Origin of the sequence: Eubacterium oxidoreducens, assembly GCF_900104415.1 — a bacterium.
In the GTDB taxonomy this organism is placed as follows: Bacteria; Bacillota; Clostridia; order Lachnospirales; family Lachnospiraceae; genus Eubacterium_C; species Eubacterium_C oxidoreducens.
Window position 1 is genome coordinate 44083 of the sequence record NZ_FMXR01000005.1, and the last position, 23990, is coordinate 68072.

The following is a 23990-nucleotide window of genomic DNA, read 5'->3' on the forward strand; positions in this document are numbered from 1 at the left end:
TATGGTGGGTATGGCGCAGTTGGTTAGCGCGCCAGATTGTGGCTCTGGAGGCCGAGGGTTCGAATCCCTCTATCCACCTTTACTGGTAAAGCAGTAGTACAAGTTAATGGGCTATCGCCAAGCGGTAAGGCACAGGACTTTGACTCCTGCATGCGCCGGTTCGAATCCGGCTAGCCCAGTTTCAGATATGGGATATTAGCTCAGGTGGTAGAGCACTTGACTTTTAATCAAGTTGTCCGGGGTTCGAGTCCCCGATGTCTCATTATCTATGAAATGCGGAAGGTCAGTTTATATGACTTTCCGCTTTTTTTATCTTGTAGGAAAATGTTTTTGTATGTCAAGGCTCGCTCGCGAGTCTTGCGCGCCGGATTCGGGTCTGCTTCAGCAGACAAATTCCTGTCCGAATCCGTGCGCATCCTCGCGGAGCGTTTAACTCAGTCGGAGCTTGTACCCCGACTGAGTATAGTTTGTCATAACCCCCACCTACGCCAACGCTTAGAGGTGGGGGATTTCTCCGACTGAGTTAAAAAAAGCACTTAGTATTTCTAGAAGAGATGTTTTGGAGTATAATGATAGAGATTAAGTAAGGAGATTGTGTCATGAGTAAAAGTGTGAAAGATTATGTGCGTTCGATTTCGGATTTTCCGGAGGAAGGAGTTTTGTTTCGTGATATTACGCCGGTTATTCAAGATCCGCAAGGGTTTCGCCTGGCACTTGAAGGTATGCAGGAGTTGATAGGCGATACGCAGTTTGATGTCATTGTGGCAGCGGAGTCAAGAGGTTTTTTGTTTGGAGCGCCATTGGCGGACCGATATGGAAAAGGTGTCACATTGCTTCGTAAGAAAGGGAAGCTTCCGTGGAAAACCGTATCACAAAGCTATGAGCTAGAATATGGTAGCGCAGAAGTGGAGATGCATGAAGATGCTATTTTGCCGGGACAGAAAGTGCTGATCGTGGATGATTTGATTGCGACCGGAGGAACTGTGGAAGCTGCTGTCAAACTTGTGGAAAAGCTTGGCGGAGAAGTTGTTATGGCAGTGTTTTTGATGGAACTGACAGACTTGAAGGGAAGAGAACGTCTGAAAGGATGCGAGGTGAAATCCGTTATTAAGTATGAAGGTAAGTAAGCTTAGGGAATTTAAGGTAAAAGAATTCTGGTACAATCATGGAAAGGATGCCATCGCACCTACTTGTGTAGTGACGGCAATATTTTTGATTACTTATTTTTTCTTTGGAATGGAAAATACCATGATTGGGCCATTTGCGACCCTTTCTTTTTTGCGCTTTAAGGACCTTAAGCGTCATTACAGTTGTATGGCCAAAACTTTCATGATCTATTGTATTATGGCTTTGGCAGCTTATCTGGCATTGGTGAATCTTCCGCTGTGTATCATAGTTAATGCAGCGGCACTATTTTGGCTATGCGCACTTTTGATAGATGAATACCAGATGAATAATTACTTTCCGGCAGGGATGGCACTGATCTTCTTTCAGATTGCACCGGTGTCTACACCGGCAGCGCTTGGCAATCGAATCCTTGCCTTGGCAGCCAGCTTTGTGATTATCTTTTTGTTTTTGTTTTTTATGGGACTTCGAAAGAAAGAAGATATACTAGTGACATTGGCCGGGGAAGGTCAGAGAAATTGTTATTTGTTATATAAAGCTGTCGCAAGTGATGAGTTGCAGGAGGCACAGAGGCTGCGAAGTGAAATCTGCAAGAATAATCGCCGAATGAGTGAGATTGTTTATGGGGCGAATCGGGCCAGCTTTGTAATGTATGAATCTGTCAATATTTACAGCCGGTATATAGGTCTTTTTGAAGCCTTTGTCTATGAGTCGAAAAGTGAGATGGCGATGCCGGATAAAATAGCTGCTATGGAACGGTTGTTGCAGCGTCTGGCATATCTAAAGTCAAATGAGATTCCGGATAACAAGCGATTGAAATTTCGGACGGCAAAGTTTGATTTGCGCCTTAATCGTTATCGATTTGGCATGAGACAGGTGTGCATTACGATGCCTACACTCGTGTTTGCTTATGTGAGTGGATGGCCAAATGCGTACTGGCTTACGATTTCGGTGTTCTTTATGCTGATTCCATTTGCGGACTATACGACAGACCGCGTCAAGCAAAGGGTATTAGGTACCGTGCGAGGAATAATATTTTGTTTGATTTTGTTTTATATATTCCGGTCTGTGCCGGAGCGTGTGACCATCATGACCATCTTCAATTTCCTGATTTATTCGGCGAATGGATATCAGTCGATGGTATCTTATATCACCTGTTCGGCACTGGCACTCAATGATTTAGAGACGAGCGTAACGCTGATGCTGTTGCAGCGAATTATCTATACTTTTGCCGGAGCCGGAATTACGATGCTTGCCAATCGCTATGTGTTTCCGCTGAATAAGCCGGTGGCGGCAGAAGTGGTAAGGAGTAAGCTTGAGGAATTAAAAGCTATCCTGCATGAAGAAATTCCGTATATAGAAAACAAGGCGGAGCGGATGCATCGTACAAACGAATGCGTGATTAAAGCTTATATGCTTGGAAATTCACTTACACAATATACTTCCCAGGAAGAAGCAGGCAAATATTTGCATCCGTATATGATGGAAATGGTGGAAACAATTAAAACAAAGATTGATCCGGAAAAACAAGTGATTAAAACGTCTTGACAAACATTGCTAAATCAAATAAAATTTAGCGTGTTGTCAAAGACAATCAGCGGACGTGGCGGAATTGGCAGACGCGCTAGATTTAGGTTCTAGTGTCTATGACGTGAGGGTTCAAGTCCCTCCGTCCGCATTTAATGTGTAACGTAGATGTATAGGAGGTCATTGTAATGAAGATTGGCATTTTAGGATATGGAAACCTTGGTAGAGGTGTAGAGAGTGCAGTAAGACAAAATGATGATATCGAACTTGCTGCAATTTTAACAAGAAGAGATCCGGCAACAGTAAAGCCGGCTACAGAAGGTGTGAAAGTATATTCTGTAGATGAGGTAGAGAAGTTAAAAGGAGAGATTGACGTGCTTGTAATCTGCGGAGGTTCTGCGACAGATCTTCCAAAGCAGACACCGGAGTATGCGAAGTATTTTAATGTAATTGACAGTTTTGATACGCATGCCAATATTCCATCACATTTTGCCAATGTGGATAAGGTGGCAAAGGACAATGGTCATGTGGCACTGATTTCCTGTGGTTGGGATCCGGGAATGTTCTCTCTTATGAGATTATACGGCTCAATCGCTCTTCCGGAAGGAAATGATTATACTTTCTGGGGAAAAGGAGTAAGCCAGGGTCACTCGGATGCAATCAGAAGAGTGAATGGCGTAAAGGATGGTCGTCAATATACTATCCCTGTTGACTTAGCACTTGCAGCTGTAAGAAATGGAGAGAATCCACAGCTTACAACAAGACAGAAACATACAAGAGAATGTTTTGTCGTGGCAGAAGAAGGGGCAGATTTAAAACAGATTGAAGAAGATATCAAGACGATGCCGAATTATTTTTCGGATTACGATACAACGGTGCATTTTATCAGTGAAGAAGAGATGCAAAGAGATCATGCAGGAATTCCTCACGGAGGATTCGTATTCCGTACCGGTGTGACGGGACTTGAAAAAGAGCACAAGCATGTGATTGAGTATAGTTTGAAATTAGATTCTAATCCGGAATTTACCTCTTCTGTAATCCTTGCATTTGCAAGAGCAATTCATAGACTTTCAGGTGAGGGACAGGTTGGCTGCAAGACAGTATTTGATATTGCGCCGGCATATCTTAGTCCGTTGTCAGGAGAGGAATTAAGAGCACATATGTTATAAAATTCGGGGTGCGATTTGTTTGGAGAATCAAGGTTTTGTTTACGCAAGATGTGAACAAAACCTTTTTTGTTTAATAGGAAATTGCTCTGCATTTCCTATTAAACAAAAAATGCTCCGCTAAGGATGCGCACTCGCGCGAGATGAAAATGTTGCATTCTGCAACCGCGCTCGGCGCGAGCATGTCGCAAGCGACATGCTTTGTTCTAAGAGAAAAACGCTCCCCTTTTTGTTTGCTTAAATAGTATTGTCGTGCTAAAATTATTTTAAATGTAGGAAAAATGTAACAAAAAAGGATGCGTTGATTATGAAAAAATTTCCGGAAGAAAGGTTTGAAAAACTCTCTGAGATGTTTCAGTTTCATCAAGAGATGACAATAGAAGAACTGAAAGAGTATGCGGGGTTGTTAAGGCAGGAAAATGCGTATTTGAAAGGGTCGGTGGATAAGAATCCGGCAGGTCTTGCAACGGTCGTTTTTGATGACGGAGAATCCGAAATGACGCATTGTAATGATGCCGGCAGATACGTGCTGGGAATAACGAGTGGACATTATCAAGTATCGGAATTGCTTGAATTTATACATCCGGAACAGCGAGAACAAGCCAGAAAGTTTATAAAGCGTATTCCGTGTTTAGAAGGAAATAAAAAGCGAACGGTTCGATTCTTTAATCAGCGTATAAGAAACTATATCTGGCTAAGTATAGAAGCCAATTTTATTCATAAGGATACCGGTGCGATAGAAGTGTATATTGTCATGCATGATATTACAAGAAAGCGTAATATGGATGCTCGCATTCGCTTTTCCAAAGAACGTTACGAGCAAGTGATTGATTTGGCGCATCTGTGTTATTGGGATTATGATCTTAAGAAAAAGCGTGTTGTGAATGCCAATGAATCATTTTTTGGGATTGACGAGTTCGGATTTATGGAACATGGAGAACCGGAACAGATTGTTAATCAGGGGATTGTTTGTGAGAATAGCATTGCGGATTTTTTGGCACTCTATAACGACTTATATAGTGGAAAAAAGGAAGTGTCAGGCCGGTTTTGGTGTTACAAGGAAGGGTGGCCTAGACAGCGATGCTTTAATGTGCAGTATTTGGTGGAGTTTGATACGGATGGTGCGCCGAATATCGCACATGGCGTTGGCAATGAAGTGACCGATCAGATGGAAGCGATTGAAATCTATCGAAATCATCTAAATTCTCTTGTGAAGTTGAATCCGAATACGATTGCAAGTTTTCGTTTAAACCTGACAGAGAATTGGTGCGGGATGGGGGTTAGCCGCTATCCGGTCTTTATGCAATTACAAAAGTCCGGAACCACAGATGGATTCTTCAAGGCGGCCTTAGAGATGGTAGAAGGAGAAGAACAAAAAGCAGAATTTGAATCGATATTTAATCGAGATTATCTAATAACCAGTTATCAGCAAGGGCAACCTAGAGTGATGTATGAGTTTAAAAGCTGTTATGAGACGAGCTCGTCGCGTTGGTATCGGATGTGGATTGAAATGATTCAAAATCCGATTAATCATGCACTCGAAGCAGTGGTATATTGTTCCGATATCGAACATGAAAAAGCCGTAACCCGATTGATGAATACAACTGTGGAAAATGATTACGAAGCAGTTGCCATTGTGAAGCGTGAAAATCGAAATTGTTATTACTATTCCAAAATTGATAATAGTCATGGGGTATTTAAGTCGGATTTTATGGACTTATTTTATTACTATGCAGTAAACTATGAACAAAGAGATTTGGAAAATGTAAAAGAGATGTTTTCCTGGGAGAAAATTCTTCGTATTGTGGATGAAGAAGGTAGTATGTCAGTTACCTATTCGATTAAAGAAAACGGAGAAATGAAGAATGTACGACATGCAACATTTCGAACAATTGAGGACAATCCGGATATTCTTCTTTTTACAGTTCGAGATATTACGGAATCCTGGTTGGCTGAAAGGGAAAAGCAAGAGATGTTAAGGAAAGCCTTAGAGGCAGAGAAAAGGGCTAGTTTGGCAAGAAATAGTTTCTTGTCCAATGTATCGCATGATATGCGAACTCCGCTTAATTCCATTTTGGGATTTTTGCCGATGGTAAAAGAAACGGATGATCCAAAGGAGAGAATAAGATTGCTTGAGAATATAGAAGATTCATCGGAGTACCTGCTCGGACTTGTAAATGATACGCTTAATCTGCACAAGCTTGAGACCGGTAATATGACTTTGATGAAGCGTTCGGTGAAAGCGTCGGATGTGCTGAAGAAACTGATGGCAACGTTAGCAGCAGATCTTCGGAGAAAGGAGATTGAACTTCATTTTCCAAAGATAGGTGAGCTAAATAAGTGGCTAATGATGGATCCGGTTCGTGTACAGGAAATTTTTGTCAATATTATGTCAAATGCAATAAAATTCGTCCCGCAAAAAGGGCGAATTGACTGCGAGATTAAAGAAATAACACATACACAGGATGATATTACGGTAGAGATTTCCGTTGCAGATAACGGAATTGGTATGACAGAAGCGTTTATGAAGACCATCTTTGATCCGTTTACCCAGGAAAATCCGCATGAGACGAATAACACGAGTGGTAGCGGCATTGGAATGGCAATTACCAAAAAGCTTGTGGATCTGATGGATGGAGAGATTTTTGTAGAATCAAAAGTTGGTGTCGGAAGCAAGTTTACGGTGCGATTGACATTTGAATATGCACAGCCTGTGGAGGAACAAGAGGATGAGGAAGAAGGCCTGATTGATTTGAAAGGAAAGCATATTCTCGTGGTAGAAGATCATCCGCTTAATATCGAAGTGTTAAAACATCTTCTTGAAAAAGAACATTTGGATCTTGTGATTGCGCATAATGGTTTAGAAGCGGTAAATGCCTATAAGGAATCGCAAGAAGGATTCTATGATGCTGTAATTATGGATCTTATGATGCCGGTTATGGATGGATACTGTGCTACAAAGGAAATTCGAGGATTGCAAAGGTCGGATGCGGATGTTCCAATCATTGCTATGACGGCAAATGTTAACGAAGAAGATAAAGAACGAACAAGACAGGCTGGGATGAATGCACATCTTGGAAAACCGATTGAGCCAAAAGAGATGTATGCAGTATTGAGTAAAGAAATAAGAAGTTATAGAGAGGGAATATCTTGACAATAATGTCTCATTTTCATATACTCTCTAGTAGGCAAGGCGCAGCGCATACCGTTGTGCCTTTTTTCGGTCGATAAAATAGATACAAAAGTCAACAAAAGTGAGAGGAGAAGTGTTTATTATGAAAAAGAAAATTGCATTATTATTGACGATGTCCTTAACTGCGGGCGTACTGGGGATGATGACAGGATGTGGTTCTTCTAGTGAAGAAACGACAAAGGAGTCCTCAGTAGCGGAGAGCACAGATGAGACGCAGACAAGCACGATTGATGTGTCTGATGTTGAATTTATCAGTGATGGCGTATTGACCATGGGCTGTGATGCAAACTATCCACCGTTTGAAACGATTGCAGAAGATGGAACAACACCAATCGGATATGACATTGATGTTATGACAGAAGTTGCGAATCGTCTCGGACTCGAACTTAATGTCGTGAATACCGGATGGGATGGTATCTTTGAAGGAATTGACGTAAACTATGATGTGGTTTGCTCAGGTGTTACGATTACGGAAGAAAGAAAAGAATCCATGCTTTTCTCAGATTCTTATATTACCAATTATCAGACCGTAGTGGTTCCGGCCGGCTCCGACCTTAAGATTGAAAGCTTAAATGATCTTGATGGTAAGACGATTGCAGTACAAAAGGAGACCACTTCAGATATTGTTATGTCTGATTTGAAATCAACCAACACAATTGATGTCAATATTGTACAAAATGAAAAGGTTACAGCCTGCTTTACACAGCTGACAAACGGTGAGATTGATGCCGTTGTATGTGACAGCTCTGTTGCAGACAGTTATGTGGCAAGTCAGTCAGATGTCTATGAGATTGCTTATAAAGATAAGGAAGAGGCAGAAGTGTTTGGTATCGCTATGGGTATCAACAATACAAAGCTTCAGGCAGCAATTAATCAGGCTCTTGCAGATATGGAAGCTGACGGATGGCTTGAAGAAACAAGAAATTACTGGTTCGGAGACGATACGGAATAAGAATCGGTTAAAGGAGAATTATGAACGAACAAGTGAAACAGATGCCTGCGTGGAAAAAGACGCTTGCCAAGGTGATTGGTGTCGTAGCAATTATCGTTGTTGTAGCAGGCATATTGTGTGCAGTAAAACCAACAAAAGAAACAATGATTGCGCAAGCATCGGATGAGATGCAGGAGATGATTAAGGAGGATGAGACAAGTACCCGTAAGAGAGTTACGACAACTTATAATTCGTTGATTGTAATTAACTATTGCTCATTTACCAGTTCCGGACAGGTAACGTTAAATGAGAAGTATGTAGGTTTTGCGGGAAAAGTTTATAAGGCAGATGAAGGTGCGGCAAAGGTTGCCGGACAGATGGTAAATTATACTTATCGTATGCTTGGCTGTGGAGAAAATATTCTTCATGGTGCGAAATTGACGATTGTGCTTACGGTGCTTTCTACCATATTCGGTGTTGTTCTCGGAACGCTTCTGGCACTAGGTAAGATGAGTAAAAATCTTATTTTGTCGAAATTTTGTCAGGCATATATCTTCTTCTTTCGAGGAACGCCTCTGCTGATTCAGCTGTTCGTAATATATTTTACAGTTCCGGGAATCTGCGGGTTCGCATGGAGAGATCTTTTTTCTGCAGCGGATAATGAGGCAGTCTACAAGGGCGCGTTTCTTGCGGCTTTGATTGCATTTGCGTTAAACTCCGGTGCATATTGTGCAGAGATTGTGCGTGCGGCGATTCAGTCAATTGACAAAGGGCAGATGGAAGCATCAAAAGCTCTGGGAATGAACTACAGACAGTCTATGACAAAGGTTATTATTCCGCAGTCCATACGTCGTATGATTCCGCCGGTGTGTAATGAATTTATTATGATTTTAAAAGATGCTTCTTTGGTATTTGCAATTTCTTTGATGGATATTACAACAATTTCAAAGAACATTATGACAAGCGAGGGTTCCTATCTGGTATTCATTCCGGCGTTGGTAATCTATTTGATCATCACGGGAGTCTTCACGTTTATATTTAATAAAATCGAGAAGAAGTTCTCGGTATATGAATAGGAGGCTGCATTATGAGTGAGTCTTATGAATATATATTAGAGACAGAGCATGTCAGCAAAAGCTTTGGCAGCCTTGAAGTCTTAAAGGATATTAATCTCAAAGTGAAAAAGGGGGAAGTGATTTGTATTATCGGACCTTCGGGTGCCGGTAAGCCCACCTATCTTCGTTCACTAAATCAGCTTGAGACGATTACTAGCGGTAAGATTTTTATTAAGGGAGACTTGTTCTTGCACCGTGAAAAGGATCATACGATTGCGGATGTCAGCAAAGCACAAAGAAAAGCACTTCTTTTAGAAATGGGAATGTGCTTTCAACGTTTTAATTTGTTTCCGCACAAGACCGTCCTTGAGAATGTTATGCTTGCCCCGATTACCGTGAAGAAGGAACATCCACAGCAGGTGCAGGCAGAAGCCATGGAGCTTCTTGAGAGTGTTGGTCTTGCTGATAAAGCGAATGAGTATCCATCGCGTTTGTCAGGAGGACAGCAGCAGCGTGTGGCAATTGCAAGAGCGCTGGCTATGAAACCGGAAATCATGCTTTTTGATGAACCGACTTCTGCATTGGATCCGGAGCTTGTCGGAGATGTGCTTCAGGTTATGAAAGATCTAGCAGCAAAAGGAATGACAATGCTGTGCGTGACACATGAGATGGGATTTGCCAGAGATGTGGCAGATCGAGTGTTGTTTATGGCCGATGGGATTATTGCGGAAGAAGGCAGACCGGAGGACTTATTTACAAATCCACAGAATCCTAGAACACAGGCATTTTTAAAGTCTGTTTTATAAGGATGAATTGACAGCCCGTAGGAGCGATTTGCTCTGCGGGCTTTTTTTATTGAAGAAGGTTAAATAAGATAATTGTATAAATAGCATAGAATATACAAATAAATATAGTGAATCTGCGAATAGTAAAAAACAGCAAGTGCAACTAAAATAGATACGTAGAAAATATCTATAGAAAATATAGGGAAAGACAATAATTGGAAATCAGGAGGAAATATCAAGATGATCAAACTAATCATTGATGGTCAGGCGGTCACATCTGAGGATGGTGGTTCCATTCTTAAGGTGGCAAGAGACAATGGCATCAAGATACCGACACTTTGTTATCTGGAAGATGTAAGCGAAGTAGGCTCTTGTCGTATCTGTGTAGTTGAGGTAGAAGGAAGAGATGAGCTTGTTACAGCTTGTAATACACCGGCAGCAGATGGGATGGTAATTCTGACCAATAGCGATAAGGTTCGCGAGAGCAGAAAGACGATGCTCAATCTTATATTAGCGAATCATAATAAGGATTGCTTTAACTGTGGAAAGAACGGAATGTGTGAGTTAGAAGCACTGTGCCGTGAGTATGAAGTAGAAGAATCTACTTATGTACCAACGAAAAAGCAGGAGCAGAAAGTATATAAAGATCAAAATCCGTTCCTTGTGTACGATGAATCCAAGTGTATTCAGTGTCAGCGCTGCGTGAATACCTGTGCGCATGTAACAGGAAGAAAAGCGATAGATGTAAAGCGTGATGGAACACACATGCTGATAGATCTTCCATTCGGTGAAGATTGGAAGTCAACGCTTTGCGAATCTTGCGGTAACTGTTCTCAAGCCTGTCCGACAGGAGCTTTGACAGAAAAGAGAAGAAAAGAATATCGTGAATGGCAGACGAAAAAAGTTCGTACTACATGTCCGCATTGTGCAACCGGATGCCAATACGATTTGGTTGTAAAAGATAATAAGATTGTAGATGTAATTGCAGCAGATGGACCATCTAATCATGGAAAACTTTGTGTAAAAGGACGTTCCGGTTCCTTTGATTTTGTACATTCACCGGATCGTATCAAATATCCTTTGATTAAGAATAAAAAGACCGGTGAGTTCGAAAGAGCAAGCTGGGATGAAGCACTGGATTTGGTAGCTTCTAAGTTTATGGAGATTAAGAAAAAGTATGGCTCTGATTCGCTTGCCGGATTTGCCTGCTCAAGATCACCAAATGAAGATGTCTACATGGTGCAGAAGATGGTACGTACTTGCTTTGGAACCAACAATACCGATAACTGTGCCCGCGTATGTCATTCGGCTTCCGTTGCCGGACTCGCTATGACACTTGGTTCAGGCGCAATGACAAATCCAATTTATGATATTACACATGATGTGGATGCTATTCTTTTGGTTGGATCCAATCCGGAAGAAGCGCATCCGGTTGTTGGTATGCAGATTAGACAGGCAGTGCAAAACGGAACGAAATTAATAGTCGTAGATCCACGTGACATTGGCCTTACAAAATATGCAGATATTCATCTGAAGATTGAACCGGGTACCAATATCGCATTTGCAAATGGTATGATGCATATCATGATTGAGGAGAATCTCATTGATAAGAAGTTCGTGGAAGAGCGTACAGAAGGTTTTGAAGAATTAGCAGAAATTGTTAAGGATTATACACCGGAAAAGGTAGCTAAAATCTGCCACATTGAAAAGGAAAGATTGATTGAAGCTGCAAGAATGTATGCAACAGCGAATAAGGCGCCGATTATATATTGCTTGGGCGTAACAGAGCATTCGGAAGGTACAAGAGGCGTAATGTCAATGTCTAATATGGCAATGCTTTGTGGCAAGCTTGGACGTGAAGGTTGTGGAGTAAATCCTCTTCGTGGACAGAACAACGTGCAAGGTGCTTGCGATATGGGTGCTATGCCAACAGATTTCCCTGGATATCAGAAAGTAAAGAATCCGGATGTTGTTAAGAAATTTGAAGAAGCATGGGGCGTAGAGCTTTCAAAAGAACCTGGTATTCATGCAACAGATGTGTTCCCGGCAGCGATTGAAGGTAAGATTAAAGGCCTTTATATCTATGGAGAAGATCCGGTTGTAACAGATGCGGATACAACACATATTATAAAAGCACTTAAGAGTCTTGATTTCTTTGTGATTCAGGAATTGTTTATGACAGAGACAGCACAACTTGCAGATGTCATCTTGCCTGGTATGTCATATGCTGAAAAAGAAGGAACATTCTCAAATACGGAAAGACGTGTACAAAGAGTACGTAAAGCTGTTGATTTGACACAGAATCCGGAATTTGATATTCGTTTGGATACGGATATTATCATTGATCTTATGAATCGTATGGGATATCCGCAAAAACAGATGACATCCGCAGAAATCATGGATGAGATTGCGTCCTTGACACCGTCATTTGCCGGAATTTCACATGAAAGACTTGACAGTGAAGAGTGTGCAAAAAATGCTCTTCAATGGCCATGTACTTCCAAAGACCATCCTGGAACGCCAATTATGCATGTTGGTAAGTTCTCAAGAGGACTTGGTTGGCTTTATCCAACGGAATATACACCTTCTAAGGAACTTCCGGATGAAGAATACCCATTGTTCTTGATGACAGGACGTATCCTTTATCATTACACAACTCGTGCTATGACAGGCCGTACTCCGGGACTTATGGAGATTGAAGGTAAATCCTTTATCGAGATGAACGAGCAGGATGCGGATCGTCTTGGAATTAAGGATGGTGAACTTGTTAAGGCATCTTCACGTCGAGGAACTATTCAGACAACCGCTAGAGTTGGAACGAAGGTATCGCCCGGAGAAACTTGGATGCCGTTCCATTTCCCGGATGGAAACTGCAACTGGTTGACGAATGCAGCGCTTGATCCGTTCTGCCGTATTCCGGAATACAAGGTGTGTGCAATTAAGGTTGAGAAAATAAAATAATAATCAGATTACAAAAGGATTGTGGTCGCAAGTGGTGGAAACTGCATGTGACAACGATTCTTTTGCAATTATAATAATAGGAGAAAACACGAAACGAAAATGTGTTATAATCATTTTCAAAGGTATTTTTGCTGTTTAGTAGGGAGACAATTCTAATGACATATAGAGTGGGGATATGTGCAACCAGTGAGGTTGTAATTAGTGGAATTAAGAGTTCGGTAGAAAATTTCTTTGAGAATGTAGATGATAAAGTTGAATTTCGTATTTGGTCAAAAGAAGCAGTGGGAAGATTTGATGAGTGGTATGCGGGAAACCTAAATCTCATATTCTTTGATTTGGATGAGAATGAAATTGGAACAATGCTATGTGGGAGACTTCTTCGAGAAGAATTAGAGGATCATAAAACGCATTTTGTTGTTCTTTCGGCTAATTTGCACGTGAAAACAGAACTTTTTAGAATCCATCCATATGATTGTTTGATAAAACCGATCCAAGAAAGCGAAATGCATCAGATGTTAAATTCGCTTTATTTAAAGGATGCGATGGATTTGCGTATGTTTTGGTACAAGAAAAAACAAAATATTTGTGCAGTGCCTTTTTCTTGTATTCAATTTTGGGAAAGTAAGCAGCATTGCCTCAAGATGCAAACGACCCTGGAAGACACGATAGAGTTTTCGGGAAAATTAAGTGATATAACTGAGCGGCTTCCGGGTAATTTTGTCAGGTTGTCGCAATCCTATATTGTGAATATAGATTATATTCATGAATATGGTAAACGAAAAGTGATTATGAAAGATGGTACGGAAATATCTGTGACGAAGCCGTATCGGACAGCTTATAATATTTTGTATGATGATGTGAAACAAAAAGTGGGAAAATGTAGATGATAATGCCCTTGAACTAGTAAAAAAGTGAAAAATGTGTCGATTTATTTTGAAATTATGCAAATTAGATTTGGGGGGACGAAGGATATGCTATAATAAAACAAAATTGTAAACTGTAGCATAAAGGAGGAAGTATGGCTTTTATTTTGGGAACAATCTTGCAGTATGCTTGGATTGTGTTGGTTATAATTGTTATTGTAGTATTTTATAGAAAACTAAAGAAAATTTCTCAGCATACAGAAGAAATTGCAACTATTTTGAGAGATAAAGACAAAAAGGAAGATTTATAATTGGAGTGAGTCAAATTTGTGGCACGCTCTTTATTTGGGTATATTGTGGCTCAATGCTTTTTATCGTAGTAGGGAGGGGGTACATGCAAATGTTTTTGCTGGAATTGAAGGAGGAAGTTCGAAAAAAATACGTATTAGTGGTTTTGGGAGCTTTGTTTATTGCAACAGGAGCGCTTACAAAATATTTCTCGCGTGGAAATGAATTTATACAGGGATTTCAGATTTCTCAGAGAGTGGCAATTATTGTGTTTGTGGGGATGTTATTTATTTCATATGAAATGTTTTCGAATCTACAAAAAAAAGACTTTGTTGAAAATTTGAAAATTCATAAAGGGGGACTTGCTAAGTATGTAGCAGTAAAGCACGTAATGGTTTTGATTGCTGTGGGTGCTATTTTTTTGCTCGTTTTCCTAATGGATGATATAGCCTTAAATCATGTGGGATTACAGGAAGAATTGTTTGTAATGTTCATGAAAGTGCTCGTGCTGAACTTTTTGCTTTGCCCCTTGGTTGGAGTTTTTGTTGGGAAGTGTTTTGCGTATTTATTCAGGCGAAAATGGGGAGGATATTTTGCGGTTCTGATTGTTGCGATTTTGGTTTGTAGATTGTTTTATGCAGTCAATATTGCAATGTATGAACTATTGGGAGTGAATCTGGATGGGATTTATCGCTTCTTTCAGTTAGAACAGCCAAATGATACGTGGGTTGTAGATTATCAATATTTGGTTCCGGCAGAAAGTTATCGTTTTTATATTTATTTGACTTGGATTTTAGCATCACAAGCAATCATTCTTTTGATGAAAAGACCAATTGCCAGGAAAAAAGTAAGCCTCATCTTGGGAGCGGTCTGTGTGATCTTTTGCATTAATTCGATGAAAAATGTGATAACAGCAGGAAATTATCTCAATTATGATTTGAACGTAAGGACGGCATCAAATAAGTCGGCAGAATTTCAAGATACAGTAGAATGCGAGGAGGAAGCAGCGGACTTTACGGTGGAAAAATATGAAATTACACCTTATTTTTCTGCGGATAGTTATACGTTTGGTGCTGAGACCACGGTATATTTGGGCGAGGAAGAGGTTGAAGAGTATAAGTTTACCTTGTATCGCGGATTTGATTGGGTGTATATTTACGATGAGAATCGAAAAAAAGTCGAATATACCAGAGAGGGGGATTATATTACAGTAAAGACCGATGGTAAGGTGTCGCAATTGACGTTTGAGTATGACGGCTGGAATCCATCGTTTTACGCAATGAGTGGTGCTGTGTATTTGCCTGGCTATTTCGCGTATTATCCGCAAGCTGGTTTTCGAAGCGTGTTTATAAATTCGAAGGATGAAGATGGGAACCTTCAGATGGGATATAACACAAGCGAAGAGCTTCTTCAGGAAACAGAATTTGAAATTGGTTTTTTGGAAGATGGTCAGATAGAATATACCAATTTAGATGCGGTGTCACAAGAGGAAATTGACAATGGCGACATTGATGAGTTTCCGGCAAACTATAAGGGCGTAACGAATTTACCAACGCTGATAGGTGGAAATGTAACAGAAACGCAAATAGATGGATATCGTGTGGTTTATCAAAGTCTCGTTGAAAAGACGCTTGGGTTTAATTTTTCACCAGATGAATTGATGGATGCATTGGAGGCAAGATGTGATGAGACAGGCGTAGATATTTTGAAAAATCACTCGATTGATACTATTGTCTTTGTGCCAAAGTCAGCGGAGATTAGTGACATGTGGGCGACAAGTAATATTTGTGGAAATATATTGTATCTGGGAGTAGAAAATATGTATTTGGAAGAAGAGGCGGATACTTTGGCAGAAGAAATCATAGAGACCTATGTTGAGAGCAGGGAGGCAGCGAATGAATAAAGTAGAACTTAAGATGAATCAGGTAGTGGTTTCGTTTCGCAAAGATCGAGCTTTGAATGGGATAACTCTTACAATGGAACCGGGAATATATGGATTGATTGGTGAAAACGGAGCCGGTAAGACAACTTTGTTTCGTTCTACGTTAGAGGTGCAATCATACAAGGGAGTGATTACGAAAAATGGAATTTCTTCAATTGGATACGTCCCGCAACACTTTGACTGTTTGAAACGACTTACGGTTGGCGAAACGATGAAGTATTTTTGCAGTTTAAAGAATATTTCGCATAGTCAAAGGCGAGAGGATATTGAACGTGTTTTAACTATTGTTAATTTGACGGAGGAAAGAGATAAGCTAATCAAAAATCTTTCGGGTGGAATGCTTCGGCGAGTAGGAATTGCACAGGCACTTTTGGGGGAACCTCAGCTGTTGATTATGGATGAACCGACTGTGGGGTTGGATCCAGCAGAACGTGTGAATTTTCGAAATATTATCAAAAAAATAAAGGGTGATAGAATTGTTTGGATTTCTTCACATGAGATTGGAGAATTAGAGCAGATGTGTGATCGTTTTATGCTGATGAAACAAGGAAGTCTGGTTTGCATGGGGGATTTAGAAACACTTTATCAGGAATATGAAACGGACAATATCGAGACTCTTTATTTCAAGGCGATGGGAAAGGAAATATGCTAAGATGCTTAGAAATAATGCGGAAATATTTTGCTGGTATATCAAAAATGCAAAAACCGTATTTGTCACATATTTAATACTGTTTTGGGTGCTGATTCCTGTTATCGCATGTGTTTATACAAGAGGTGGAATTCAAGATGATTCCGAATTGGTCTATACGTATTCGATGTATGTTATGAGTATTGTTGTTGCAATGTTTGGAAGCGTGCCGCTATTCATTTCATTTCAAGAGGTGTATAAAGATGCAGTTTATGAAAGTATTCAAATAGCTGGGGGCTTTCGAGAGAGTTGTATATTCGCTTATCATTATGTTTTCAGTGCGATAGTGCTAGGGGTGACATCTCTGATTGTGAGATTGGTGCTTTTGCGAGTGGATGAGGCTACAGATATTTGGAGATGTATGGGAAGTTATTTGGTGCTTGTATGGCTAAGTATGTCGGTAGCGCACTTCGTGATCCATTTTACTAAAGCGGTATATCCGGTATTTGTATTTGTGGAAATATATGCAATTTTGTGTCAAATCATGAATGTAGGGAGAGAATCTTGGCTCAATGCATATTCGATATTAGACGAGGCGGGGAGCATATGGTGGAAAAAGCTGCTTGTATATGCGTTGCTTGGTTTTTTCTTGGAACAAATAATATGGCGACGAGTCGGTAGGCGGAGCGATAGAATTAATATAAAGAATTGAATACTTATACAAATGCGTGTATATGAGACTGATTTTGACGTTGAAAATCAGGATGCTATACATGCATTTTTTTTAGGAGGAAAACCTTGTAGGATAATCTAGAAAGCCTAGAATAAAAATGATCTTAGGGAAATCTGTTAGCGCACCGGTTTCGGAGTGTAGAACTTTTATAAGGGAAATGATATAATAATCGTTAACAAAGTTTGGAAAGAATGAGGAGTAACTATGGAAACAAAGAAAACAATTCTGGACTACGAGACGGTTCATTTGGATGATGAGAACAACGCGATGATTATCATCGACCAGACGCAGCTTCCGGGTAAGACAGAGTTATTGACGCTGACAACGGCAAAGCAGATCTGGGATGCAATCTATCTGTTGCAGGTAAGAGGTGCACCGGCAATCGGAGTGGCAGCCGGATATGGAATCTATTTGCTGGCAAAGCAGATTGTAACAGAGGATTATGATGCTTTTTATAAAGAATTTAAAAAGCAAAAGGAATATTTAGACTCTTCAAGACCGACTGCAGTTAACTTGTCCTGGGCACTCAATCGTATGGAAGCGGTTGTTACAGCAAATCAAGACAAGTCAGTAGCACAAATAAAGCAGCTTTTGAAGGAAGAAGCGATAGAGATTCAACAAGAAGATATTCGGGTATGCAAAGCAATCGGAGAGAATGGACTTGCACTTGTGAAACCCGGAGACGGAATATTAACACATTGTAACGCGGGACAGCTTGCGACAAGTAGATATGGAACCGCAACAGCACCGATTTACTTAGGTCATGAGAGAGGATATGAATTTCGGGTCTATGCAGATGAGACAAGACCGCTTTTGCAGGGAGCACGATTGACTGCATATGAACTTCAGTCAGCCGGTGTGAACGTGACCTTGATTTGCGATAGCGCTTCCTCTACCGTTATGCGTAATGGATGGATTGATGCTATATTTGTGGGGTGTGATAGAGTGGCAGCCAATGGGGATGTGGCGAATAAAGTGGGAACCGCGAATGTGGCAGCAGTTGCAGCAAGATATCATATACCGATGTATGTATGCGCACCGACTTCGACAATCGATTTGAATACTCCGACAGGTGATCAGATTAAGATAGAAGAACGACCGGCTGAGGAAGTTACCGAGATGTGGTATGAAAAAAGAATGGCACCGGATGATGTAAGAGTATATAATCCGGCATTTGATGTGACCGATCATGAATTGATTGCAGGTATAGTGACAGAGTATGGCGTTGCAAAAGCACCATACACGGAATCACTAAAAGAAATTATGGCTAAGAAAAATGCTTAGCAATTGATAAAGAAAGAAGGAAATGATACAAATGGCAGAGAATAAGGAATGTGCAAGTGCAGGAAGCTGTGATAAGTCAAGTTGTGAAGGATGTAGCAGTAATTGTGGCGAGAAGCCGCAAAGCTTTTTAGAGGCATGTAATCCGTTATCTTCCGTAAAGAAAGTAATCGGAGTTGTAAGCGGAAAGGGTGGTGTTGGAAAATCATTTGTAACAGCATCTATGGCAGCTGCAATGAAGAAAAAGGGATATGAGGTAGGAATTCTAGATGCGGATATTACCGGTCCATCTATTCCGAGAATGTTTGGAATCAAAGGCCCGGCAAAAGCAACAGAAGATGGAGTGTATCCGATTGCGACAGATGGCGGAATCAAAATCATGAGTTTGAATCTTTTGATGGAAGATGAAGAGGCACCGGTTATCTGGAGAGGACCGGTTATTGCCGGCGCGGTAAAACAGTTCTGGACAGATGTAATCTGGGGAGACATTGATTATTTGTTCGTGGATATGCCGCCTGGAACAGGGGATGTACCGCTTACGGTATTTCAATCTCTTCCGGTGGATGGAATTGTGATTGTGACCTCGCCGCAGGATTTGGTGCACATGATAGTAAAAAAAGCATATAATATGGCGGAAATGATGGATATTCCGGTGCTTGGTATGGTTGAAAACTATAGCTATATGGAATGTCCGGATTGTGGTAAGAAGATTTCTGTGTTTGGAGAAAGCAGCATTGACGAAGTGGCAAAGAGTGTCAAGACGAAAGTTTTGGGAAAACTTCCAATCAATCCGTTATACGCACAAAAGGTGGATGCCGGAGCATTTGAAGAACTTGAAATTGATCAGCTTAATGCTGCAGAGGAGATATTAGAGAACCTGTAATCGAGGGGGCTGTCTATGATAATATTGGTAATATGGGTGATATTCGTTGTTATTTTAATTGCTTCATCAGTAGCAACTAAGAATATAGCTGCGAAAACAAAGCAGCAGCAAAAGATGCAGGCACTGAAAAAGCAGGCAGCGCAGGTCAATCAGACGCAAGAGTGGAGCGTGAAGGAACAACAGACATCCGCACAAAAGAAAAAGACAGGAAAAAAACAAAATAAGAGTATGGCAGCAAAGGCCGCCATGACGAAGCAAAAGAATGCCGCGAAAGGAAAAAGTCAAGAAACTTCTTGGGCGAATCTGTTTGAAGAACCTGTTAAGAAAAGCAGTGCATCTGAAATTTTAGAAAGAGCCAATCGAAATGTGAATGAGGATTTTGGTAAGGATAAAACACTAGAACAGGCGAATGCAGCAGTAAATCCAGATATGGCCTCGACAAAAGAACGTAAAAAGCCGAATATGGAAGAAATTATCAAGCAGGAACAGATGCGGCTTCGAGAGGAAAATGAGGATCTGATGGCGACAGTTCGAGACCTTATGATTAAAGGACCGGATACCAAAATCCGGTTTTCGCGGGATTTTGTAGCGGAAGGCATAGAAATGATTAATAAAGCGTTATAGCAGGAAATGAAGGTAAGGATTTGAGAACAGTACATAGCGGCGAGTTGTTTCGCCATTTTAAAAATAAAATGTATCAGATTGTGGCGGTTGCTGAGCATTCTGAGACAGGAGAAGAATTGGTTATTTATCAGGCTCTTTATGGAGATTATCGTGTTTATGCAAGGCCAAAAGAGATGTTCTTAAGTGAAGTGGATCATGAAAAATATCCGCAGGTAACGCAGAAGTATCGATTTGAAAAAGTAGATAGAAACTCGATGATTGCGGATGAGGAGAAAAAGGAAAATCTAAAGACGGCAACGCAGATGGATGAAATGCATAGCCAAGAAGAGGCTGGCGAACAGGCGAATCCGCTGTTGCTTCGCTTTTTGGATGCACAGGATACGAACCAACAGATACAAGTGCTAAAAGAAATCAAAAATGAACTGACAGATCGATTGATTAATGATATAGCAGTTGTACTTGACGTGGTTATTGAAGAAGGTCCGATAGAGGAACGATATAAGCAATTAAGCGTTTGTCTAGATACTAAGAACCGATTTGAAACAGGCCGTTTTGGTCGTTAGTTGGACGAAAACGGCGCTGTATGTGCACTTAAATAAGAATTGGAATACCCTTTTTTGCCGGTGATTTCTTCCCCAAACCAGGACGGAGGTAAGTAGCGCAGAGCTTCTTCGTCGGAAGGAAATTCCACTTCGGCAATGATAAGTGGAGCATGGACACCTTCGAAAACATCCAGTTCAATTGTATAGCCCTGATCGGGGATAAGATATCTTTTTTTGGAGATGATATATCCGTCAGCTTTGGCTAAAAGATGTTCATAGCTTTCCTTATTTAACGGAAGGTTATATTCTTCTACGGCAAGAGAACCTTTGAATTTTCTGCCTTTATAAGTCATGTAATATTGATCGTTGTCACATCGGACGCGAATCGCAGGCGATGTATTTAAATAGCCTTGCGTAATCATGCGAAACGGATGCGATAAGGCATCGTTTGGTAAAGTGTCAATTAAGAATCGGCGTTCAATTTCCATGGCAATGATATCCTTTCATTTGCAGATTGGGGTAAGCCCCATTTGCTTCATTAAGTATAGCATAGGAGGAACAAAAATGAAAAAAGCAGCAATTTTTTTGGCAGACGGATTTGAAGATGTGGAAGCATTGGCAACAGTGGATGTATTAAGAAGAGCGGATGTGATTGTGGATCTTGTGAATGTAGAAGGTTGTGAGACCGTCAAAACAGGAAGAGGAATCACACTTGTTACGGACAAGCGCCTAAATGAAGTGCGATTTGATGAGCTGGACGCTTTGATTCTTCCGGGTGGACTTGGAGGATATGAGACCTTATTAAAAAATGAGAAGATTCACAAGGAAGTTAAGAGGGCATATGAAGAGGGCAAGCTGATTGCTGCAATTTGTGCAGCACCGGGAGTTCTTGGTAAGATTGGAATCTTAAATGGAAAGAAAGCAACCATCTATCCGGGGATGGAAAAGGAATTAGATGGCGCTATATATGTAAAGAATGAAGTGACAAAAGACGGCAATATCATTACCGCACCCGGCATGGGCAAAACGATAGAATTTGCACTTGCAATATTAGAAGAGCTAGAGGATGCGTCTGTGGCAAAAGAGATTGCACAAAGCATAGTTTTTTAATTGAAATTTACTCTAGGCTGTGATATAATGCCATTTGATTGTAGGCTACTTTGCGTTTGAGGCGACAAGGGCCTGTCAAAAATAGGCTTATAATAAGCGGAAAGTAGTTATTATTAAGGAGGATTATTAAAAAATGAGTGTACAGGTAGAACAGTTAGAGCATAATATGGCGAAACTTACTGTGGAAGTACCAGCAGAAGACTTTGAGAAAGCAATCGAGTCAGTTTATCAGAAACAGAAGAGTAAGATTTCGATTCAGGGATTTCGTAAAGGAAAAGTACCTAGAAAAGTAATCGAGAAAATATATGGCGCAGATATTTTTTATGAAGATGCTGCTAATCAGCTTCTTCCATCAGCTTATACCAAGGCTGCTACAGAAAGTGAATTAGATATTGTATCTATTCCGGCAATTGATATTACACAGATTGAAGCTGGAAAGAATTTGATTTTTACTGCTGAAGTAGCAACTAAGCCGGACGTAGAGCTTGGAAAATATAATGGAGTAACCGTTACGAAGATTGACTGTAGCGTATCAGACGAAGAACTTGAAGCAGAACTTCAGAGCGAAAGAGAAAAGAATGCACGTACAGTAACCGTTACGGACCGTGAAGTAAAAGATGGCGATACCGTAGTGATTGACTTTAAGGGAACCATTGACGGTACAGCATTTGAAGGCGGAGAAGCTGAAAACTATTCACTGGTAATCGGCTCTCATAGCTTTATCGGAGACTTCGAGCAGCAGCTGATTGGTAAGAAGAGCGGAGAAGACGTAGAAGTTAACGTATCATTCCCGGAAGATTATCCACAGACAGAGCTTGCCGGAAAGCCGGCAGTATTTGCAGTTACTTTACATGAAATCAAAGAAAAGCAGCTGCCTGAGCTTGATGATGAATTTGCACAGGACGTATCTGAATTTGATACTTTTGCAGAATATAAAGAAAGCGTAAAAGAGACTGTTGCCAAGAGAAAAGAAGAGCAGGCAACAAGAGATAAAGAAGATGAAGCAGTAGCTAAGATCGTAGATAAGTCTAAGATGGATATTCCGGAAGCTATGATTGAAACGAATGTTCAGAGAATGATTGACGATTTTGGACAGAGAATTGCGCAGCAGGGACTTTCTATTGATCAGTATCTGCAGTTCTCAGGAATGGATCTGGATAAACTCAAAGAACAGATGAGACCTGATGCGGAAAGAAATATCAAGAACACATTGGTTCTCGAGAAGATTGCGGAAGTTGAGAATCTCGAAGTAACAGATGAGGATGTTGAGAAGGAACTTGAAGAGACAGCAGCAATGTACAACATGGAACTTGCACAGCTTAAGGAAATGGTTCCGCCGGAACAGATGGAATCTGTTAAGAATGATATTAAGATTCGCAAAGCCGTTGACTTTGTTATGGAAAATGTAAAAGAAAGAGCAAAGGCTAAGACAAAGGCTGAGAAGGAAGCAGAGGCTAAGGAAAAAGAGGAAAAGCCAAAGAAGACAACTGCTAAAAAGACAACTGCTAAGAAATCTTCTACAACTAAGAAGACAACAAAGAAAGCAGATAAGGAAGAAGCTTAAGAAGAATATTCCGGGGATGCCCGGTGATAAGTCGGTGCTGCGATATGCCTTATGGTGCAGCACCTTCTTGTGTTTTTTGATATAATAGAAATGTGTAGGAGGGTAACGAAATGATTACAAACAGTTTGGTGCCTTACGTCGTAGAACAGACAAGTAAGGGTGAACGTAGCTATGATATTTATTCTCGATTATTAAAAGAGAGAATCATCTTTTTGGGTGAAGAAGTGAATGAGACAACAGCAAGTCTTGTGATTGCACAGCTTCTGTTTTTAGAGTCGGAGGACCCTTCAAAGGATATCCAGCTTTATATCAATTCACCGGGTGGAATGGTAACGGCCGGCATGGCAATTTATGATACGATGCAATATATAAAGTGCGATGTATCAACAATTTGTATAGGCCTTGCAGCCAGCATGGGAGCGTTCCTTTTGGCCGGAGGCGCAAAAGGTAAGAGAATGGCACTTCCGAATGCGGAAATCATGATTCATCAGCCATCAGGTGGAGCTAGAGGTCAGGCGACTGAGATTCAGATTGCAGCAGAAAATATCTTGAAGACCAAGAAAAAATTAAATGAAATCCTGGCAGCTAATACAGGAAAGCCATATGATGTTATCGCAGCGGATACAGAACGCGATTATTATATGGATGCGAAGGAAGCGATGGAGTACGGACTGATTGACAGCGTTATCACAAATCGCGAATAATTTTTGATCTTAAGGGACAGAAGCCTGCAATAGGCCTGTCCCTATTGCGCTATATTTAGCGTAATAGCTAGGAGAAACGAAATAG

21 protein-coding genes and 4 tRNA genes are annotated in these 23990 nt (G+C 40.7%); 24 read left to right on the forward strand and 1 reads right to left on the reverse strand.

Annotated features, from left to right (window positions below; all coding sequences use genetic code 11):
- Positions 1-4 precede the first annotated feature (4 nt).
- The 21 genes from BLS20_RS01900 (at position 5) to BLS20_RS01995 (ending at position 20548) form a co-directional block, all read left to right on the forward strand.
- Positions 5-78, forward strand: a tRNA-His gene (locus BLS20_RS01900).
- A gap of 29 nt (positions 79-107) precedes the next feature.
- Positions 108-179, forward strand: a tRNA-Gln gene (locus tag BLS20_RS01905).
- Between the two features lie 10 nt (positions 180-189).
- Positions 190-262, forward strand: a tRNA-Lys gene (locus tag BLS20_RS01910).
- A 337-nt stretch (positions 263-599) separates the two neighbouring features.
- On the forward strand, positions 600-1127 hold the full coding sequence (locus BLS20_RS01915) for an adenine phosphoribosyltransferase (RefSeq protein WP_090171656.1): 528 nt from the start codon (positions 600-602) through the stop codon (positions 1125-1127).
- Positions 1114-2673 (forward strand): FUSC family protein, encoded by a 1560-nt coding sequence (locus BLS20_RS01920; protein ID WP_090171658.1) that lies wholly within the window; start codon positions 1114-1116, stop codon positions 2671-2673. The genes BLS20_RS01915 and BLS20_RS01920 overlap by 14 nt, the downstream gene beginning before the upstream one ends.
- 49 nt (positions 2674-2722) lie before the next feature.
- Positions 2723-2803, forward strand: a tRNA-Leu gene (locus tag BLS20_RS01925).
- Between the two features lie 31 nt (positions 2804-2834).
- Positions 2835-3821: a diaminopimelate dehydrogenase gene (locus BLS20_RS01930; protein ID WP_090171660.1), complete on the forward strand. Its 987-nt coding sequence runs from the start codon at positions 2835-2837 to the stop codon at positions 3819-3821.
- A gap of 304 nt (positions 3822-4125) precedes the next feature.
- Positions 4126-6972, forward strand: a complete 2847-nt coding sequence (locus tag BLS20_RS01935; RefSeq protein WP_090171662.1) for a hybrid sensor histidine kinase/response regulator — start codon at positions 4126-4128, stop codon at positions 6970-6972.
- Positions 6973-7093: 121 nt separating this feature from the next.
- Positions 7094-7963, forward strand: coding sequence for a transporter substrate-binding domain-containing protein (locus tag BLS20_RS01940; RefSeq protein ID WP_090171664.1), 870 nt, complete (start codon positions 7094-7096; stop codon positions 7961-7963).
- Positions 7964-7983: 20 nt separating this feature from the next.
- The gene (locus tag BLS20_RS01945) at positions 7984-9018 is read left to right on the forward strand and encodes an amino acid ABC transporter permease (protein ID WP_242870509.1); all 1035 of its coding nucleotides are present in this window, start codon (positions 7984-7986) and stop codon (positions 9016-9018) included.
- Positions 9019-9029: 11 nt separating this feature from the next.
- Entirely contained in the window at positions 9030-9803 is a 774-nt protein-coding gene (locus BLS20_RS01950) for an amino acid ABC transporter ATP-binding protein (protein ID WP_090171666.1), read from the forward strand.
- Positions 9804-10022: 219 nt separating this feature from the next.
- Positions 10023-12743 carry a formate dehydrogenase subunit alpha gene (gene fdhF / locus BLS20_RS01955; RefSeq protein ID WP_090171668.1) on the forward strand — a complete coding sequence of 907 codons (2721 nt, stop codon included), beginning with the start codon at positions 10023-10025 and terminating at the stop codon, positions 12741-12743.
- A gap of 155 nt (positions 12744-12898) precedes the next feature.
- Positions 12899-13630 (forward strand): LytR/AlgR family response regulator transcription factor, encoded by a 732-nt coding sequence (locus tag BLS20_RS01960; RefSeq protein WP_090171670.1) that lies wholly within the window; start codon positions 12899-12901, stop codon positions 13628-13630.
- Between the two features lie 131 nt (positions 13631-13761).
- Positions 13762-13917 (forward strand): hypothetical protein, encoded by a 156-nt coding sequence (locus BLS20_RS13635; protein ID WP_176762246.1) that lies wholly within the window; start codon positions 13762-13764, stop codon positions 13915-13917.
- 89 nt (positions 13918-14006) lie between these two features.
- Positions 14007-15797 carry a hypothetical protein gene (locus BLS20_RS13490; protein ID WP_176762247.1) on the forward strand — a complete coding sequence of 597 codons (1791 nt, stop codon included), beginning with the start codon at positions 14007-14009 and terminating at the stop codon, positions 15795-15797.
- A complete protein-coding gene (locus BLS20_RS01970) occupies positions 15790-16488 on the forward strand; it encodes an ABC transporter ATP-binding protein (protein WP_176762248.1) in 699 nt (232 codons plus the stop codon). The genes BLS20_RS13490 and BLS20_RS01970 overlap by 8 nt, the downstream gene beginning before the upstream one ends.
- 1 nt (position 16489) lies before the next feature.
- Positions 16490-17176, forward strand: coding sequence for a hypothetical protein (locus BLS20_RS01975; RefSeq protein WP_090171676.1), 687 nt, complete (start codon positions 16490-16492; stop codon positions 17174-17176).
- A gap of 225 nt (positions 17177-17401) precedes the next feature.
- Entirely contained in the window at positions 17402-18481 is a 1080-nt protein-coding gene (gene mtnA, locus BLS20_RS01980; protein ID WP_090171677.1) for an S-methyl-5-thioribose-1-phosphate isomerase, read from the forward strand.
- Positions 18482-18512: 31 nt separating this feature from the next.
- The gene (locus BLS20_RS01985; RefSeq protein WP_090171680.1) at positions 18513-19361 is read left to right on the forward strand and encodes an Mrp/NBP35 family ATP-binding protein; all 849 of its coding nucleotides are present in this window, start codon (positions 18513-18515) and stop codon (positions 19359-19361) included.
- A gap of 15 nt (positions 19362-19376) precedes the next feature.
- Positions 19377-19985 carry a hypothetical protein gene (locus BLS20_RS01990; RefSeq protein ID WP_090171681.1) on the forward strand — a complete coding sequence of 203 codons (609 nt, stop codon included), beginning with the start codon at positions 19377-19379 and terminating at the stop codon, positions 19983-19985.
- Between the two features lie 20 nt (positions 19986-20005).
- A complete protein-coding gene (locus tag BLS20_RS01995) occupies positions 20006-20548 on the forward strand; it encodes a DUF1653 domain-containing protein (RefSeq protein WP_242870510.1) in 543 nt (180 codons plus the stop codon).
- Here BLS20_RS01995 and BLS20_RS02000 read toward each other — a convergent pair.
- Positions 20545-21015, reverse strand: a complete 471-nt coding sequence (locus BLS20_RS02000; protein ID WP_090171682.1) for a CYTH domain-containing protein — start codon at positions 21013-21015, stop codon at positions 20545-20547. The genes BLS20_RS01995 and BLS20_RS02000 overlap by 4 nt on opposite strands.
- A gap of 76 nt (positions 21016-21091) precedes the next feature.
- Here BLS20_RS02000 and BLS20_RS02005 point away from each other — a divergent pair, with 76 nt between their 5' ends.
- From BLS20_RS02005 to clpP, 3 genes are all read left to right on the forward strand, one after another.
- Positions 21092-21637 carry a DJ-1 family glyoxalase III gene (locus BLS20_RS02005; protein ID WP_176762249.1) on the forward strand — a complete coding sequence of 182 codons (546 nt, stop codon included), beginning with the start codon at positions 21092-21094 and terminating at the stop codon, positions 21635-21637.
- 133 nt (positions 21638-21770) lie between these two features.
- The gene (gene tig / locus BLS20_RS02010) at positions 21771-23201 is read left to right on the forward strand and encodes a trigger factor (protein WP_090171684.1); all 1431 of its coding nucleotides are present in this window, start codon (positions 21771-21773) and stop codon (positions 23199-23201) included.
- A 110-nt stretch (positions 23202-23311) separates the two neighbouring features.
- Positions 23312-23905, forward strand: coding sequence for an ATP-dependent Clp endopeptidase proteolytic subunit ClpP (clpP, locus tag BLS20_RS02015; protein WP_090171685.1), 594 nt, complete (start codon positions 23312-23314; stop codon positions 23903-23905).
- Positions 23906-23990 lie beyond the last annotated feature (85 nt).